The 17,721-nt window shown below is 67.4% G+C and carries 15 protein-coding genes and 1 pseudogene; 13 read left to right on the plus strand and 3 right to left on the minus strand.

Annotated features, from left to right (window positions below; all coding sequences use genetic code 11):
- The first annotated feature begins 3 nt into the window (after positions 1-3).
- A complete protein-coding gene (locus AWB92_RS01110; protein ID WP_085183690.1) occupies positions 4-1,155 on the plus strand; it encodes a serine/threonine-protein kinase in 1,152 nt (383 codons plus the stop codon).
- Between the two features lie 398 nt (positions 1,156-1,553).
- On the plus strand, positions 1,554-1,778 hold the full coding sequence (locus AWB92_RS01115; RefSeq protein ID WP_068110900.1) for a hypothetical protein: 225 nt from the start codon (positions 1,554-1,556) through the stop codon (positions 1,776-1,778).
- A gap of 25 nt (positions 1,779-1,803) precedes the next feature.
- Here AWB92_RS01115 and AWB92_RS01120 read toward each other — a convergent pair whose 3' ends face one another.
- The gene (locus AWB92_RS01120; protein ID WP_085183691.1) at positions 1,804-2,823 is read right to left on the minus strand and encodes a nitronate monooxygenase; all 1,020 of its coding nucleotides are present in this window, start codon (positions 2,821-2,823) and stop codon (positions 1,804-1,806) included.
- Positions 2,824-2,920: 97 nt separating this feature from the next.
- Between AWB92_RS01120 and AWB92_RS01125 the strand changes: the two genes are divergently transcribed.
- The 3 genes from AWB92_RS01125 to AWB92_RS01135 are packed head-to-tail and all read left to right on the plus strand — an operon-like array spanning position 2,921 to position 6,652.
- Entirely contained in the window at positions 2,921-4,522 is a 1,602-nt protein-coding gene (locus AWB92_RS01125; protein ID WP_085183692.1) for an arylsulfatase, read from the plus strand.
- A 56-nt stretch (positions 4,523-4,578) separates the two neighbouring features.
- Complete coding sequence (locus AWB92_RS01130; RefSeq protein WP_085183693.1) at positions 4,579-5,577, plus strand: Gfo/Idh/MocA family oxidoreductase; 999 nt, start codon at positions 4,579-4,581, stop codon at positions 5,575-5,577.
- Between the two features lie 7 nt (positions 5,578-5,584).
- Complete coding sequence (locus AWB92_RS01135; protein ID WP_085183694.1) at positions 5,585-6,652, plus strand: putative zinc-binding metallopeptidase; 1,068 nt, start codon at positions 5,585-5,587, stop codon at positions 6,650-6,652.
- A gap of 84 nt (positions 6,653-6,736) precedes the next feature.
- Here the strand turns inward: AWB92_RS01135 and AWB92_RS01140 are convergent, their stop codons facing one another.
- Positions 6,737-7,549, minus strand: a complete 813-nt coding sequence (locus AWB92_RS01140; RefSeq protein WP_085183695.1) for a TIM barrel protein — start codon at positions 7,547-7,549, stop codon at positions 6,737-6,739.
- Position 7,550: 1 nt separating this feature from the next.
- A complete protein-coding gene (locus AWB92_RS01145; RefSeq protein WP_241523335.1) occupies positions 7,551-8,135 on the minus strand; it encodes a preprotein translocase subunit SecD in 585 nt (194 codons plus the stop codon).
- Positions 8,136-8,233: 98 nt separating this feature from the next.
- On the opposite strand from AWB92_RS01145, the gene AWB92_RS01150 reads away from it, so the two are divergent.
- The 8 genes and pseudogenes from AWB92_RS01150 to AWB92_RS01185 form a co-directional block, all read left to right on the plus strand.
- Entirely contained in the window at positions 8,234-8,926 is a 693-nt protein-coding gene (locus AWB92_RS01150; protein ID WP_085183696.1) for a TetR family transcriptional regulator C-terminal domain-containing protein, read from the plus strand.
- 123 nt (positions 8,927-9,049) lie between these two features.
- Complete coding sequence (locus AWB92_RS01155; protein ID WP_085183697.1) at positions 9,050-10,252, plus strand: cytochrome P450; 1,203 nt, start codon at positions 9,050-9,052, stop codon at positions 10,250-10,252.
- Complete coding sequence (locus AWB92_RS01160; RefSeq protein WP_085183711.1) at positions 10,252-11,088, plus strand: mycofactocin-coupled SDR family oxidoreductase; 837 nt, start codon at positions 10,252-10,254, stop codon at positions 11,086-11,088. The genes AWB92_RS01155 and AWB92_RS01160 overlap by 1 nt, the downstream gene beginning before the upstream one ends.
- Before the next feature lie 15 nt (positions 11,089-11,103).
- Positions 11,104-12,072, plus strand: coding sequence for an enoyl-CoA hydratase/isomerase family protein (locus tag AWB92_RS01165; protein WP_068110875.1), 969 nt, complete (start codon positions 11,104-11,106; stop codon positions 12,070-12,072).
- Positions 12,036-14,428 (plus strand): annotated as a pseudogene (locus AWB92_RS01170) (CoA transferase). The gene AWB92_RS01165 and the pseudogene AWB92_RS01170 overlap by 37 nt, the downstream one beginning before the upstream one ends.
- Positions 14,425-15,186: an SDR family NAD(P)-dependent oxidoreductase gene (locus tag AWB92_RS01175; RefSeq protein WP_085183699.1), complete on the plus strand. Its 762-nt coding sequence runs from the start codon at positions 14,425-14,427 to the stop codon at positions 15,184-15,186. The pseudogene AWB92_RS01170 and the gene AWB92_RS01175 overlap by 4 nt, the downstream one beginning before the upstream one ends.
- The gene (locus AWB92_RS01180; RefSeq protein ID WP_085183700.1) at positions 15,180-16,442 is read left to right on the plus strand and encodes a hypothetical protein; all 1,263 of its coding nucleotides are present in this window, start codon (positions 15,180-15,182) and stop codon (positions 16,440-16,442) included. Before AWB92_RS01175 ends, AWB92_RS01180 begins: the two co-directional genes overlap by 7 nt.
- 56 nt (positions 16,443-16,498) lie before the next feature.
- The coding region (locus AWB92_RS01185; RefSeq protein WP_085183701.1) for an HNH endonuclease signature motif containing protein at positions 16,499-17,721 on the plus strand (1,223 nt) is incomplete at its 3' end.

The following is a 17,721-nucleotide window of genomic DNA, read 5'->3' on the forward strand; positions in this document are numbered from 1 at the left end:
CGAATGAACACCCTCGCGTTGCTGGCCGGCCGCTACGAGGTGCGCAGCAGGCTGGGCCTGGGCGGCATGGCCGAAGTTCGCGACGGCTGGGACACCCGACTGAACCGGCCCGTCGCCATCAAGCTATTGCACCCGGTGTTCAACGCGCAGCCCGACATTCGGAAGCGATTCGACGCGGAGGCGCGCGCGGCCGCGGCGCTGAACCATCCGAACATCGTGGCGGTTCACGACTGCGGCGAGCACGACGGCATACCTTTCATCGTGATGGAGCGGTTGCCGGGCAGTTCGCTGGCCGACCAGATCGCCCGCGGTCCCCTTCCGGTCCCGCACGTCCGAGCCACCCTCGACAACGTTCTCGCCGCGCTGACGGCCGCGCACCGCGCGGCGATCCTCCATCGGGACATCAAGCCCGGAAACATCCTGGTGGGCGCCGACGGCGAGGCCATGAAGGTCGCCGACTTCGGGATCGCCAAGACCCACGAGGCGGTCGCCCACACGATGACGGGCCAGGTCTTCGGCACCATCGCCTACCTCAGTCCTCAGCGGCTCGCCGGGGCGCCCGCGACCGTCGCCGATGATCTCTATGCCGTCGGGGTGGTCGGCTATGAGGCGCTCGCGGGGCATCGCCCCTTCCCGCAGGAGAACATGGGCGCCCTGGCCCGCGCCATCCTGCATGACCGACCGCCGCCGCTGGCCCTGCTGCGACCCGACGTCGATTCCGCGCTGATCACCGCGATCGAACGCGCGATGGCGCCCGATCCGCGACAGCGGTTCGGCCGCGCCGAGGAGATGCGGGGCGCCCTGCACGGTCGTGGGGCGGCCGTGGTGGGGATGCCCGTCGCGGCGCCGCCGCGCCCGCCGACGAAGGTGCTCGAGGCGCCCCTGCCGGCGCGGAATCCGCGGCCGGGGGGCCGGACGAAGAAACTGATCGTCGCCGCGGCCATCCTGGCGGCGATGATCGTTGTCCCGTTTGCGATCGCTTCCGACCCGGCGCCCTCGAACGCTCCCGCCAAACCGGTGACGACGAGCACCCCGTCGCCGGTGCCGGTACCGGTGAGCAATCCGGTTCCGCCGGACCCTCCCACGGAACAACCGCCGCCTCCGCCACGGCATGGCCCCGGCAAGGGGCATGGCAAGGGACACGGCGGCGATTAGGCCGCCCAACCCCACGAGCACAATGCGCAAAAGCTCAAAATCGCTCGTTGAGCGGGTATTGCGCTGTGAACAAGGTGTCGAGACCCCTCGACCGAGACACCGACCAGGAGCGCGCCGTGTTCACTCAGCCGGAACTAACTACAGGATCAAACGCCTACAGCGGGACGCCCGCTGCGCTTCCGCAGCGACTGCCCACGAGGCGGGTGGGCTATCCATGCGGCGCCGGCGCCGGCCCGCCCGTGGCGCGGCCAGTCGACCGCCGGCGGCAGGCTCGAATGTTATGAGCGTGCAAATTCTTTTCGTTTGCTGTGCGGGAACGCCCGAGGCTCGCTAACGTCGGGCCATCGCAATTGGCTGACATCTCCGCCCCGGGGCGGAAGGGAACTGGAGGTTGCCCGATGAGGAAGATCGTTGCCGCCGGTGCTTTGGCGTTCTGTGGGCTGCTGACCACCGGCGTCGGCATCAGTAACGCCGAAGAGATTCAGGTCGAAGGCAACTACGCGACCCAGGCCGCGTGCGAGGTGGACGGCCCCCACGTCGAGGTCAACCACCCCGGCACCTTCACCCATTTCTCCTGCGTTCAGCATTCCGACGGCCTCTGGTACCTGTATCTGAGCAACTGATTTCCCGGCCGCGGCCGGTAGCCGGTCAGAGGTCGGAGGCCAACCGCCGCAGGATGTCCGCGGCGGGCTCGGCGGTGGCGTGCCGATACCCGGTGCCCGCCCACAGGTGGACGTAGTCGGGCTTGCCCGCCGCGGCGGCGGCCTTGCGCATCGGGCTGGTGAGGTAGTGAATCGCCGGGTAGCCCAGCGGCGCCTGCGCCTCGTGGGCGTCGATGAACGCGTTGCGCAGGCCGCGGGCCGGCCGGCCGGTAAAGGCCCGGGTGATCACGGTCTCGCTGTAAGCCGGATCCATGAGGGCGGCCTGGTGGGTGGCCGAGGCGCCGCTTTCGGTGGCGCGGAGCAGAACCGTTCCGACCGCGGCCGCCACGGCGCCGGCGCGGATCACGTCGGCCACCGCGGCCGGAGTGGCGAGGCCACCGGCGGCCATCACCGGCAGCGGTACCGTCGCGACGATCTGCGCGACGAGGTCGACGATCGGGACCGGTGTCAACGGCCTGCGGGGCGAGAGCGTGCCCGAATGCCCGCCGGCCGTCGCTGCCTGCACGGCGAGCATGTCGACCCCGGCGTCGCGCGCCTGCGCCGCCTCGTCGGGCGTCGTCACGGTCTGCACCACAACGGTATTGGCCTTCTTCAGGGCGGTGATCACGTCGCGCGGCGGTATCCCGAACGTGAACGACACCAACGGCACCGGGTCGTCGAGCAGCAGCGCGATCTTCTCGTCGAAGCGGTCGGTGTCGTCGATCGGCTCGGTTGGAAGCGTCAGACCGAACTGATCGGCCTCCTTTTGGACGATCGCTGCGTAGGCGCGGTAGCTGTCGGGGTCGACGGGCAGGGGATTGGGCGCAAAGAGGTTGATCCCGAACGGAATTCCCTCGGCACGCACCTTCTTGATCTCCGCCTCCACGGCGTCGACGGTCTTGTACCCGGCCGCCAGCATGCCGAGGGCCCCGGCCTGCGTCGCGGCCGACACCATCGCCGGCGTGGTCGGCCCGCCGGCCATCGGGGCGGCGACCAGCGGTATCGACATCTCAAACTGTTCCAGCATCGCAGTCCCCCTTCGAGTCCGGATCACACCTGCCCTGAGAATATCGGCGAAGCATTGCCATTCCATCCCGGCGCCTGACCTGACAGGATGCTTCACCGTGAAGCGGCCCAACTTTCTAGTCATCGTGGCGGACGACCTCGGATATTCCGACATCGGTGCGTTCGGCGGCGAGATCAATACGCCGAACCTGGACCGGCTGGCCTATGCCGGCGTCCGGTTTACCGACTTCCACTCGGCCCCGGCGTGCTCGCCCACCCGGGCGATGCTGTTGACCGGCACCGACCACCACATCGCGGGCATCGGCACGATGCTCGAGGTGGCGATCCCCGAGTTCCGCGGCGCTCCCGGCTACGAGGGCTACCTCAACGACCGGGTCGTGGCCCTGCCAGAGCTGCTGCACGACGCCGGGTATCTGACGCTGATGTCGGGCAAGTGGCACCTGGGCGACACCATCGAAACGTCGCCGTGGGCCCGCGGGTTCGAGCGCTCGTTCGCCTTGCTGCCCGCCGGCGCCAGCCACTACGGCCCCGCGGTGGGCGGCGGGTTTTCGCCCGTGGCAACGCTTTACACCGAAGATGACCAGTTCGTCACCGTTGGTGACGACTTCTACTCCTCCGACTTCTACGTCGACACCCTGCTGCGCTACTTCCGCGAGCGCTCCGACGAGGATGACCGTCCGTTCTTTGCCTACCTGCCATTTCAGGCCCCACATTGGCCGCTGCAGGCGCCGGGCGAGACCATCGCGACCTATCACGGCCGCTACGACGCCGGGCCCGACGAATTGCGCGAGGCCCGACTGGCGGCGTTGAAGAAGCTCGGACTGTGCCCGCCCGACGTCGAGGCGCACCCGGTCGTGGCCGACGGCGCCCCCGAATGGGCCGACATGAGCGACGACGAGCGCGCGCGTTCGGCCCGCAGCATGGAGGTCTACGCCGCCATGGTGGACCGGATGGATCAGAACATCGGCCGGGTCATCGACTATTTGTCCGACACCGGTGAACTGGACAACACCGTCGTGATCTTCCTGTCCGACAACGGCGCGGAGGGTGCGATGGTCGAGGCGATGCCGTTGCGCGGCGCCCAGATCGTCGCGCAGATCGAAAAGTACTGTGACAATAGTCTCGACAACCTGGGCGGGCCCACCTCGTTCATCTGGTACGGCCCGCGCTGGGCGCAGGCGGCCACCGCGCCGTCGCGACTGCACAAGGCGTTCACCACCGAGGGCGGGATCCGGGTGGTGGGCTTCGTGACCTGGCCCGGCTTTGCCCGGCAGGCCGAAATCGGCACGGCCTTCACGACGGTCATGGACATCGCGCCGACGGTGCTCGAGCTCGCCGGTGTCGCGCACCCGGGCACCGCATACCGGGGCCGCGACGTCGCACCCATGCGGGGCCATTCCCTGGTGCCATACCTGTCGTGCGAAAGCGAAGCGGTCCACGGCGTGGACACCGGCACCGGTTGGGAGTTGTTCGGGCGCAGGGCGATCCGTCAGGGCGACTGGAAGGCGGTTTATCTGCCCGCACCGTACGGTCCGGGCGCCTGGCAGCTGTACGACCTGTCCGGCGACCCGGGCGAGATCGAGGATCTGGCCGCCGAGCGGCCCGACAAGCTGGCCGAGCTGCTGGCGCTCTGGGATCGCTATGTCGAGGAGACCGGCGTGATCCTCGACCCCATCTCGGTGTTCGACGTCGACCTCTAGAAGCGGATTTCTTCGATAGCCGTGGCGGGTTGCGCCCGAGTGCTAGCGTCGGCTCCGTGTCAGCTGACGGCAACCCCATCCGTATCGGCATCTTGGGCGCGGCCCGCATCGCGCCCCTGGCGGTCGTCAACCCCGCAAAGCAACACAGCCAGGTCGAGGTGGCCGCCGTGGCGGCCCGCGACCCGGCGCGTGGGCGGGACTTTGCCGCCAAGCACGGCATCCCGCGGGTGCACGACAGCTACGACGCGCTGATCGCCGACCCGACCGTCGACGCGGTCTACAACCCCCTGCCGAACGGCCTGCACGGCCGGTGGACGCGGGCCGCGCTGGACGCCGGGAAGCACGTCCTGTGCGAAAAGCCTTTCACCGCCAACGCCGCCGAGGCGCGCGAGATCGCCGCGATCGCCGCGAATTCCGATCGGGTGGTGATGGAGGCCTTCCACTATCGCTACCACCCGCTGACCCGCCGCGTCGAGGAGATCATCGCCTCCGGCGAGCTGGGCAAGCTGCGAAGGGTGGAGGCCGCCATGTGCTTCCCCCTGCCCAGGTTCTCCGACATCCGGTACAACTATTCGCTTGCCGGCGGGGCGCTGATGGACGCCGGGTGCTACTCGGTCCACATGGTCCGCACCTTCGGTGGTTCGACGCCGGAAGTCGTCTCCGCGCGGGCGAAATTGCGCGATCCGCAGGTCGACCGGGCCATGACGGCCGAGGTGAAGTTCGCCGGCGGGCACACCGGCCGGGTCCGTTGCTCGATGTGGTCGTCGCGGCTGCTGCAGATCAGCGCCCACGTAGTGGGCGAACACGGTGAGGTGCGGGTCTTGAACCCCGTGTTGCCCAGCGCTTTCCACCGGCTCACGATCCGATCGCACGACGGTCGACGCGTCGAGCGCTTTTCGCGCCGCACCACCTACGCCTATCAGCTCGACGCCTTCGCCGGGGCGGTGCTGCGCGGGGAACCGGTCAAGACGACCCCCGAGGACGCGATCGAAAACATGACCGTCATCGACGAGATCTACCGGGCCGCGGGGCTTCCCCTACGCAACCCGAGTTGATCCTCCGGTGCATGCGTTCGCCTGCCCGCGGTGTCGCGGCTACGCGCCCTTCGAATCGATGCGCTGCCCGAATTGCTCGGCCGAGCTTGGATTGCATGTGCCAAGCCGCGCGATGGTCGTGACCTCCTCCGGTGCGGCCGTCGTCGACGGCGAAGTCTGGATTCGGTGCACGAGGTCGGCCACCCTCGGCTGCAACTGGTTAACCCCGGAGCGCCAAGAAATCGGCGGCGAGCAGGGGCGATGCCTAGCCGATTCGCTGATCCGCCGAGAGCCCGAAGCGGACGACACCATCGCGCTGGAAAAGCTCGTGTCCACCGCGCGTGCGCTGCGTCGCTTGGTATATCAGCTCATCGACATCGGGTTGCCGATCGATCCCTACTGGCGGAAGGACGGCGGGCTGGCGTTCGACCTGCTGTCCAGTTATAGCGGCGGCGAGCGGGTGGTGATCGGACACGCCGACGGGGTGATCACCATCGACCTGGTGGAGTCGCTCGACGCCTACCGTGAGGCGCTGCGGGTCAATCTCGGCGAGCCCTATCGCACCATGCTCGGTCACTTCCGCCACGAGATCGGCCACTACTACCAAAACGTCCTGGTGGAACAGGATCCCGGCGCCGCTCGCTATCTCGACGAATGCCGCGAGATCTTCGGCGACGAGCGCGCGGATTACCAACACGAGATGGCACGACACTACAAATTCGGCCCCCCGCGGGACTGGGGCGACTCCTACATCTCCGAATACGCGACGATGCACCCGTGGGAGGACTTCGCCGAATGCTTCGCGCACTACCTGCACATCGCCGACACCATGGCCACCTCTCGCGAGGCCGGGATGGTCCTCCACGCCGACAGGGTCCGCTTCTCGGTGCCGCGCGATATTGTTCCGCTCGCCTCGTATGACGCTGCGCCGATCGAGCATCTGCTCGAAGACTGGAAGTGGTTGGCGCTGTTCTTCAATCAGGTGAACACCGCCATGGGCAAGAACCCGCTCTACCCATTCCACATCCCGCCTCCGGTGGTCCGCAAGCTGGCATTCGTGCACAAGGTGATTCGAGGGACCGCGCGGCAGGGGTAGGCAAGGAGAGCCGGACGGGGCGGGAAGGCCGGGACGTCGAGAAGCGCGCCTCGGGGCCCGTCGCCCCCACGGCGGCCTGATAACTCAGGAGATCTCGGACAACAAGCGCCGCGCCGCCTCGACGCAAGGGCGGAGGCGATCGATCGGGCTGACGCCGGCCAGCGCCAAAGCCCTTCTCGGGACTTCGATTTCGATCACGATATCGGCGGGCAGCGCGGAAAGGATGTCGTGGAGCGGCAATTCACCCTCGCCGGGAACCATGCGTTCGAACATGGCTTCCTCCATGTAGTTGTCGCCCCGCGGCGCCAGCGTCGTGTCGTTGACTTGGGCATACCCGATGTGGTTGGGGTCCATGGCCGCGATGTCCGCGGCGGTCGAGCCGGATCGCACCAGATGCATGGTGTCGATCAGCAACCGAAAGTCGGCCCGCGCCACGTGTTCCCGGGCGGCCAGCGCGGTGGGCAGGTCGCCAATCGTGAGCCCCGGCACCGGTTCGACGACCGTCTGGATGCCGCGCTCGGCGGCCAGTTCTGTCAGGATCGCGAACTGGTCGAACGTGCGGCCGAGGTCGGGGTCAAGGCTCACCACGTTGATCCGCGGCACGCCGAGGTCGGCCAGCGCGTCGAGATCGCCCGCGAAGTCCCGCATCTCGGCGCCGGGCAATACCAGAAACCCGTCGCCAAGCGAGATCGTGACGCCACGGTTGTCCATCGCGGCCCGCACGTCTCGCCGCAGCGGCGCGTCCTTGAGGGAGAACGGCGGATAGCCGAGCGCTACCAGCGGAAGCCCCCGCACAACCGCCGACATGTACCTGCACCCGAGGTCCGCGGTGAGATCGACGAATTCCACTGGGGGAAGGCCGAAGCCGCCGAGGAATCCGACACCGAGGCGGTCCATGCTAGGCGGGGCGGCCGGCCAATTGGGCCAACTGGTCTGCGGCCTGGGCGTTTTGGGTGGTCAGCGCGATCTTTCCGGAGGTCACCTGTTCTTCGATGATCGGCGCCTCCAGAACCAGATCGTCGCGGATGAAGGCCACGTGGTCTTGCAGGTGGGTGGCGGTGAACGTCGCCCAGGCCGCCGCGGACGCCGGATCCATCGTCAGGCTCACCTCAAAGAAGCCGGACGTCAGGGACGCCGGCGGGTCCACGTGCGTCAGCGCCAGCCGCATCGTCTCGGGACCCAACGTGTAGAGCGTGGTCCGGGCGAGGTCACAGGTGACCAGCACGCTGGTCGGCGCCACCGGGCTGCCCGCATTCGTGGCGGGGCACTTGTTGGGCGTCGTCGGCTGCGACTTCTGCACCGGCCGAACCGGCAACGGCTGGATGCTCACCGCGGGGGGCGGCGGTTGGGTGCTCGTCGGGGCCGCGGCGGTGGTCGGCGTCGTGGCGGGGGTGTGCCGTGGCGTCGAGTGGCACCCGCACGTCACCGCACCGAGCAGCAGGGCGCAGGTGAGGCCGCGGGCGCCCACCGAGCGCTTGATCATCGCACCACAGTTTCATCCGAGGACCCGTCGCGTTCGCGCGACACGCCCTTTACGGACACTACAAATATAGAGTAGTCTCCCGCTTCGGATACCCCGCAATGGACAAACGACGAAAGCCCAACCCCACCGAACGCCGCCGCGACCTGTGCGACGCGGCGATCCATCTGCTGGCCCAGGAGGGCGCCAAAGGGTTGAGTCATCTCAAGGTCGACCGCCAGGCCCGGGTCCCGGACGGCACGACCTCGTTCTATTTCCGGACCCGATCGGCGCTGCTGCGCGCCGCGGCCGAGCGGCTGGCGGAGCTGGATTTGGCGACGTTGCAGTCCGTGGCGGACGTGGCCGAGCGTCCCGACGGACAGCGAGACCACCGGTCGCCGTCGCGGTTGTCGCAGGTGGTGATCCAGGCCGGGAACGAACCGCAATTGTCGCGAACCAGGGCCCGCTACGAGCTGACCATGCAGGCCACCCGCGACCCGGCGGTGGCGGCGATCCTGCAGCAGGCCACGGACGCGTTCACCAAGCTGCACCGCGAAATCCTGGTGCAGCTCATGCCGCGCGGCGCCGACCTGGAGCCGGCCGTGGTCGAGGACCTGAGCAACATCACGCTCACCTTCATCAACGGTTTGCTGCTGCGCTTCGCCCATGGCGACCGAATCATCGACAGTCCCGAGCAGCTCGACGGGATCCTGGCGGCCATCGCCACGGGCATCCTGAAGAACCCCAACAAGGGCCGGCTGACGGAGACCGGCGGGTCGTCGGCGCAAAGCCTTGCCAGAGCACCCGCCATATGATTCTCTACGAGAATAGAGTAGGCGCAACGTATTTAAGCGAAACGTATAAATTGTTCGGCCCGATTCCGTCGCCGACGGACAGCTCAGTGGATAGGTGAAAATGCAGGCGCTAGGAGGGATTTCGTGACGGCGAGCACGGACAGTGATGTTCATTTCGACCCGTACGACGTCGAGCTGATCGCCGACCCGTATCCCATGTTCGCGCGCCTGCGGGACGAGGCGCCGCTCTACTACAACGCCGAATACGACTTTTATGCGCTGAGCCGCTACGCCGATGTCAACAAGGCCCTGATCGACAACGGCACCTACAGCTCGGCCCGGGGCGTGATCCTCGAGTTGATCAAGGCCAACCTCGAAATCCCTTCTGGCATGCTGATCTTCGAAGACCCCCCGATCCACGACGTGCACCGCAAGCTGTTGTCGCGGATGTTCACCCCCCGCAAGATCAACGCGCTGGAGCCGATGATCCGGGACTTCTGCGCGCAGCTGCTGGATCCCCTGGTGGGGTCGGGGCGATTCGACTTCGTCACCGATCTCGGTGCGATCATGCCGATGAAGGTCATCAGCATGCTGCTCGGGATTCCCGAGGAAGATCAGGAATACATCCGCGATCGCGGGAACGCCCAGCTACGCACCGAGCCCGGCAAGCCGATGAGCGCCGCCGAGCACGGCCTGTCGGTGGGCGAGCAGTTCGAGGCCTACATCGACTGGCGTGCCGAGCATCCGTCCGACGACATCATGACCGAGCTGCTCAACGTGGAGTTCGTCGACGAGACCGGCACCACGCGGCGGCTCACGCGCAGCGAGATCCTGGTGTACCTCAACGTCGTGGCCGGGGCGGGCAACGAAACCACGACCCGGCTGATCGGTTGGGCGGGCAAGGTACTCGCGGAGCACCCCGATCAGCGCCGCGAGCTCGTCCAGGACCCCGGCCTCATCCCGCAGGCCATCGAGGAGCTGCTGCGCTACGAGCCGCCGGCTCCGCACATGGCGCGCTACGTGACGCGCAATGTCAGCCTGTATGACCAGACCGTGCCGGAAGGCAGCGTGATGATGATGCTGCTCGGGGCGGCCTGCCGCGACGAGCGCCAATTCGGGCCCGACGCAGGCGAATTCAACATTCATCGCCCCACCCGCCCGCACCTCACGTTCAGCGTCGGAGCCCACTTCTGCCTGGGCTCGGCGCTGGCCCGGCTGGAAGGCCGGGTTGCCCTCGAGGAAATCCTCAAGCGCTTCCCGGAATGGGAGCCCGATCTGGCCAACGCCACGCTCAGCCCTACGTCATCGGTGCGGGGCTGGGAGACCCTGCCAACCGTGGTGCCGTGATGACGGGCCGGGTAGAGGGGAAGGTCGCCTTCATCACCGGCGCTGCCCGGGGGCAGGGCCGCAGTCACGCGGTGCGCCTGGCCCAGGAGGGTGCCGACATCATCGCGGTCGACGTCTGCGGACCCATCGACAACCTGGCCTACCCGCATTCGACCCCCGAGGACCTCGCGGAAACCGCCGATCTGGTGAAGGCTCACAACCGCCGCATCGTGACCGCACAAGTCGACGTGCGTGACTACGACGCGCTCAAGGCGGCCGTCGACGGCGGGGTGGAACAACTCGGCCGCCTCGATATCGTCGTCGCGAACGCGGGCATCGGCACCTTCGGCAACAAGCTGCACAAGATTCGGGAGAACGTCTGGCAGGACATGATCGACGTGAACCTTTCGGGCGTCTGGCACACCGTGAAAGCCGGTGTGCCACATATCATCGCCGGCGAACGGGGTGGCTCGATCGTGCTCACCGGCTCGGTCGGGTCGCACAAGGCCATGGCGTACACCGGCCACTACATCGCCGCCAAGCACGGGGTGATCGGGCTGATGCGCGCCTTCGCCGTGGAGCTGGGCCAGCACATGATTCGGGTGAACTCGGTGCACCCCAGCCAGGTCAACACGCCGATGACCATGAACGACGTGACGTTCCGCCTGTTCCGCCCGGACTTGGAGAATCCCGGACCGGAAGACTTTGCGCCGTTCTCGCAGATGACCCACACGCTGCCGGTGCCCTGGGTGGAAGCCGCCGACATCAGCAACGCCGTCCTGTTCCTCGCCTCTGACGAATCCCGTTATGTCACCGGCGTTTCGCTACCCGTCGACGCGGGAGCTTTGCTCAAGTAGAGAAAGTGGAGACCGATGCCTGAGTACGACTACGAGAAGCTGAAGAAGGAAGCCGAGCAGTACATCAAGTTCGAGAAGGACAAAAAGAACAGGATCGCCTACATCACTTTCGACCGTCCCGACGCGCAAAACGCCACGACGCTGGGCATGCGGCAGAACTACGCCGACCTGATCCACAAGTGCAACGTCGACGACGAGGTCAAGGTCGTGGTGATCCGCGGCGAGGGCGAGGATTTCGGTAGCGGCGGCGACCTGCCCGAGCAACGCCCGATGCTGGAGAATCCGGGCCTGCCGTTGCTGCACGAGCTCGCGATCAACGACGACGACGTCAAGTACCCGCCGGGCGGGTCGTACCGCTACCTGTCCACCGTCACGGACTTCTACGCCAAGGCGCGCGCGGGAAACCGCCCGCTGCAAGAACTTCGGAAGATCAGCATCATCGAGGCGAAGGGCTACTGCTACGGGTGGCACTTCTATCAGGCCGGCGATGCCGATCTGGTGGTGTCCTCGGACGACGCCCTGTTCGGCCACCCCGCCTTCCGGTACGTGGGCTGGGGCCCCCGCCTTTGGTGGTGGGCGGAGACGATGGGCCTGCGGAAATTCTCCGAAATGCTTTTCACCGGGCGGCCGTTCAGCGCGAAAGAGATGTACGACTGCGGTTTCGTCAACAGCGTGGTGCCCCGCGAGAAGCTCGAAGAAGAGACGCTGAAATACGCGATGGCGTGCTCGCGCTCGCGTCCCACGGACACGGTGGCGGTGCAGAAGACCTTCCTGGAGCTCTACAAGCAGCACAAGGGCGAGTACTTCGGCAGCCTGCTCACCGGCATGGTCGAGGGCATGCTGCCGCTGATCCAAAACGACGCACAAGAGGTCGACCTCACCGAGGGCACGTTCGAAAAGGGCCTCAACAACGTGGTGAAGGACAATGACCTGAACTTCCCGCCGGAGTGGCGCCTGAGCCGCTCGGGACGGAAGAAGCCCTGACCGTTTCGAGGGGCCGTCCATGTCCGCGTTGACGGGCTTTCGGATCGTCGAGTTGGCCGAGACGGTCGCGGGGGAGTACTGCGGAAAGCTGCTCGCCGACTTCGGTGCCGAGGTGATCAAGGTCGAGGCGCCCGAACGCGGCAGCCGCACTCGCGCGATGGCGCCCATCCTTGCCGACGGCCCCGAGGGCAGCGCGCTGTTCGCCTACCTCAATACGAACAAGCGCTCCGTCGTCATGGACGCCGAGCGCCTCGATGACCTGATCGCATCGGCCGACGCGGTCATCGAAGACGGGATTTCTGGGGCCGCGGGCCGTTCGGAACGGCATCCGTCCGTCGTGTTCTGTTCGATCACGCCATTCGGCGCCGAGTTCGATAACGCCAAGAGCCTCAACGTGTTCCACGCCAGCGGGTGGGGGTATCACACACCCAGCCACGCCGATCCAGCCAAACCGCCGCTGCAGGGTCCGGGGCGGTTCCTGGCGGACTACGAGGCGGGCCTGGACGCGGCGCTGTGTGTCGCGTCATCGCTGTTCGGTCGGCTGCACACCGGCCGGGGAGAGTCCATCGACATCTCGCAGCACGCAGTGCTGGTCTCGCGCGCGGACTGCATCCTGGGCCGATTCATCACCGGGGAGGTTCCCGCCGAAGGGCGCCGCGACGACTACGACCAGGCCGGCCCCGCGTCGTTCTTCGCCTGCGCCGACGGCTTCGTCTACCTGTACATGACCAGCCGCGCCCACTGGACGGGACTCAAGGAACTCATGGGTCATCCGGACTGGCTGGATGCCTTCGAGGACGACTGGCTGGAGTTCTCGGTCACGACGGAAAAGGTCGAGGCGTTTCGGCGGGGTTTCGCCGCGTGGGTGCGGGACCTGACCAAAGAGTCGGCGGCCGATCGCGCGCAGCGCCTCGGGGTGCCGTTGGTCCCGGTCAACGAGGCCGCCGATCTGCACCAGTCGCCGCAATACCGCCACCGTGGGTTCTTTCAGGAGATGACCCACCCCGCGCTGGGTGACGCGGCGTATCCCACCGTTCCGTACGCGCTGGGCGCGTCGCCGGCTCGAATCACCTCCGCCGCACCCACTCTCGGCCAGCACAACGACGCGGTCCTGGGCGGCCTGGATGTGCCGCGCACGCCGCCGACGGTCAGATCGCCCCAACTCAAGCCGCCGAAGCGCCCGCGGGGCGGCCCACTGCAGGGCGTCCGCGTCGTCGAGCTCACCAAGGTGTGGGCCGGCCCGTACGCCGGTAAGCTCCTGGCACAGTTGGGTGCCGAGGTGATAAAGATCGAAACGGCAACCGCCCCCGAGGAAATGCGGGCCTACGGCGGCACCGACATCGACCACGCCCCATACTTTCTCAGCATCAACCACGAGATCCTCAGCGTGGACCTCGATATCAAGTCGGACGAGGACATGGCGCGGCTGCGCGAGCTGATCGCGCGCAGCGACATCGTCATCAACAACCTGCGGCCGGGCGCGATGGAGCGCCAAGGCTTGGGCTACGAGCAGCTCAGGGCCATCAAGCCGGACATCATCTCGGTGTCGATCAAGATGTGGGGCAACGACGGGCCGCTAGGGCATCAAACCGGTTACGCCCCATGCTTTGCCGCGCTGGCCGGGCTGGCGTCGCTGGTCGGCTACCCGGGTGGACCGCCCCTCGGCACGAGCATGCGCTACGGGGATTCCACCGTCGGAGCCGCCGCTGCGTACGCCGCCGTGGTGGCGCTGTTGCACCGGGAACTCAGCGGCGAGGGCCAGTTCGTCGACGTGTCGGCGGTGGAGACGCTGTCCTCGATGGTCGGCGACTGCCTGCTCGAGCAAAGCCTCACCGCAGAACGTTTGGGGCGCAACGGCAACAAACATCCCGACCTGTGCCCACACGGCTGCTACCCGTGCCACAGCGATTCCTGGATCGCGGTGGCCGTGGCAGACGACGCCGAATGGCGCCGGCTGTGCGACGTGTTGGGCGCCGAGGCGTTGGCCGGCGATGCACGTTACGCCACGATGGAGGCCCGGCACCGCCACGCCGAACCGCTGGACGGCGAGCTCGCCGGGTTCACCCGTGATCACGACGCCGAGGAGCTGGCGCGACGACTACGGGCCGCGGGAGTGGCGGCTTGCAAGAGCGCTACCGTGATCGACGTGATCGGCGATCAACGCCTTTGGGACCGCGAGCTGTTTCGCTTCGTGACGGATCACCGCGAAGGCCAGCGCCCGATAGTGGGGCCGTCGTGGCGGATGACGCACTGCCCGGCTCGAATCGAGCGCGGCGCACCGGACTTGGGCGAGGACACCGGCTACGTCTTGGGGGAGATCCTGGGTGCGGGATCCCCGACGGGAGGCGGACGGTGACGACGCTGGCGAAAACCGTCGCCCTGGTTACCGGCGCCAGCAGCGGTATCGGGGCGGCAACGGCGAAGGCGCTGGCGGCAGAAGGCGCCGCGGTGGCCCTCCTGGCCCGCCGTGCCGACCGACTCGCCGATCTGAAGGCCGAGATCGAATCAGCCGGTGGCACAGCGCTGGTCGTCACCGCCGATGTGACCGACGCCGAGGGCGTAGCCGCGGCCGTGCAGCGCACAGTCGCCGAGCTGGGGCGGCTCGACACCGTGGTGAACAATGCCGGCCTGATGCGGTCCGGGCCGGCGACCGACGCCCACCTGCAGGATTGGGACGACATGGTCGCGGTCAATGTGCAGGGTGTCCTCTACGTCACCCGCGCCGTGCTCCCGCACCTGATCGAGGCGGCCGGCAACTCACCGCGCGGCGTCGCCGATCTGGTCACCATCAGCTCCACCGGCGGCTGGGTGGCCCGACCCAACACCGCGGTGTACTCGCTCACGAAATTCGGGGTGAACGCGTTCAGCGAGGGCATCCGCCAAGAGCTGCTCGAAAACCGGGTGCGCGTCGGCGTGGTGGCTCCCGGAACCGTCGACACCGAGATCTTCAGCCACCTTCCCGCACCCGCACGGGAGGCGGTCGCGCGCCAGACGGCCGGCATGGTCAAGTTGCGGCCGGAAGACATCGCCGACGCGGTGCTCTACATGGTGACCCGCGATCGGCGGGTCGCCGTCAACCACATGCTGGTGCGCGCGGCGGAACAGACTTGGTGAGCTACGGCGAGCAGTCCGGCCTCGCGATCCCGGCCGACCCCAACGCTTTACGCGACGCCGGCGCGCGGTTCCTGACCGAGGCGTTTCGGGCTTCGGGCGTGCTCGCCGACGGTAACACCGTCACGCGGATATCGGAGTTCCGCGAGGTCGCCGGGGGTAGCACCGGACGCAAAGTCGAGCTGTCGGTCGAATACGACCGACCACAACCGCATTTGCACACCGACCTGTTCGTCAAGTTCTCGCGCGATCTCGAAAACCCGGTGCGCGACCGGGGAAGGACGCAAATGGAGCCGGAGGTCCGGTTCGCCGCCCTATCGCGGACACCCGGATTTCCCATCGCCGTGCCCACGGTGCAATTTGGCGACTACGACCGTCAGACCGGGACGGGAATCCTGATCACCGAACGAATCCCCTTCGGCCGCAACGGCATCGACCCGCAGTATTACAAGTGCCTGGACTACGACATGCCGGACCCGCTCGGCCACTACCGCGCGCTGCTCAGCGCGCTGGGCCGGCTCGCGGGAACTTACGGATCCGGACGCCTACCGGAGTCGCTGGCGTCATGCTTTCCGCTGGACATACGGGCGGCGACGGTGGGTGACCGAGCCCCGTTCAGCGCCGAAAAGTTGGACCGGCGCGTGTCCCAGCTGACCAGATTCATCGAAACTCACCCCGGGCTGGTGCCCGCCAATGTCGGCTCGCCGGAGTTCTTGGCGCGCCTCCGCGCCGAGGTGCCGCGAGTCGCGCGTCACGAGCACACGATCACGAGCCGACTGACCGACGACCCCGACTACGTCGCGCTGTGCCACTGGAACGCCAACATCGACAACGCCTGGTTTTGGCGCGACGGCGACGGCGTTTTGCGCTGCGGCCTGCTGGACTGGGGATGCGTGGGCCAGATGAACATGGGCATGGCCATCTGGGGCGCGATGTCCGGCGCCGAAACCGACATGTGGAACCAGCATTTCGACGAACTGCTGCGTCTGTTCGTCGGCGAAGTCGAGCGCTGTGGCGGCCCGCGCCTCGATCCGGACCGGCTGCGACGGCACACGCTGCTGTACGCGGCGGCGATGGGCGTCGCCTGGTTGCTGGACGTGCCGGCGCTGATCCGTGCGCGATTCGGCACCGACGCACCGGAGAGCCGGCTGGATCCGCGCATCAAGGACGACGAGAACGTGCGTGCACCCCTGCAGATGCTCGCGAACCTATTAAACCTCTGGGAACGGCACGGCATGGAATCCCTTGTGTCACTTTAGTTTCTGTGGTCACAGATGGGCGTTTGTTGTCGGTGGGTGTTTCTACGATTTGGGGTATGGGTGCGAGTAGTCGTGAGGAGATCGTCGAGGTTTTCGACGCGCTCGATCATGACGTGAAACGCTTGTGCGATTCGTCTTTTGACGCGTTGACCACCCCGGAACGACTCCGGGTCCTCGAGCGGGTGGAAGCCGCGGCGCGCCGGCTGCGCGCCCCGCAGCACACGCTGATCAATCAACTCGCCGCTCAGGCCGGCCCAGAAGAACTCGGCGGCACCCTGCGCGGCGCGCTGGCCGACCGGCTACGCATCACCAAGGCCGAAGCCTCCCGGCGCATCGACGAAGCCGAGGATTTAGGGGAGCGTCGGGCGTTGACCGGAGAAGCGTTGGCCCCCCAGCTGAGCGCGACGGCCGCCGCGGTCCGCGACGGGCGCATCGGCGACACCCACGTGAAGGTGATCCGCAGCTTTTTCGCCCACCTGCCCGCCGAAATCGACCCCGCCACCCGGGAAGCCGCCGAGGCCGACCTGGCCGACAAGGCCCGCGACTATCGCCCCGACGAGCTGGCCAAATACGCCAAACGGATCATGGACTGGCTCCACCCCGACGGCGACTTCACCGACGCCGAACGGGCCCGCAAACGCAGCATCGTGCTCGGCCACCAAGACTTCGACGGCATGTCCCGCCTCAGCGGCCTGATCACCCCAGAATTACGCGCCGCGATCGAAGCGATGCTGGCCAAGCTGGCCGCCCCCGGCACCGCCAACCCCGACGACGAAACCCCGGCCCTCGACGACAGTCCCGACCAGGACGCGATACGCCGCGACACCCGATCCCAAGCTCAGCGCAACCACGACGCCTTCCTCGCGGGCCTGCGCGCCCTGTTCGCCTCCGCAAAACTGGGCAGCCACAACGGCCTACCCGTATCGATCGTCGTCACCACCACGCTCAAAGAGCTCGAGGCCGCCACCGGCAAAGCCCTCACCGGCGGCGGCAGCGTGGTGCCGATGTCCGACGTCATCCGCTGGGCCGCCCACGCGCATCACTACCTGGCGATCTTCGACCACGCCAAACCGCTGGCGCTCTATCACACCAAACGCCTGGCCACCCCCGCCCAACGCCTCATGCTCTACGCCCAACACCGCGGCTGCACCAAACCCGGCTGCGACGCCCCGGCCTACCACAGCCAGGTCCACCACATCCACGGCTGGACAACCACCCACCGCACCGACATCGACGACCTCACCCTGGCCTGCGGACCCGACAACCGCCTCGCCGAACA

Origin of the sequence: Mycobacterium sp. IEC1808 (genome assembly GCF_002101935.1) — a bacterium.
GTDB lineage: Bacteria > Actinomycetota > Actinomycetes > Mycobacteriales > Mycobacteriaceae > Mycobacterium.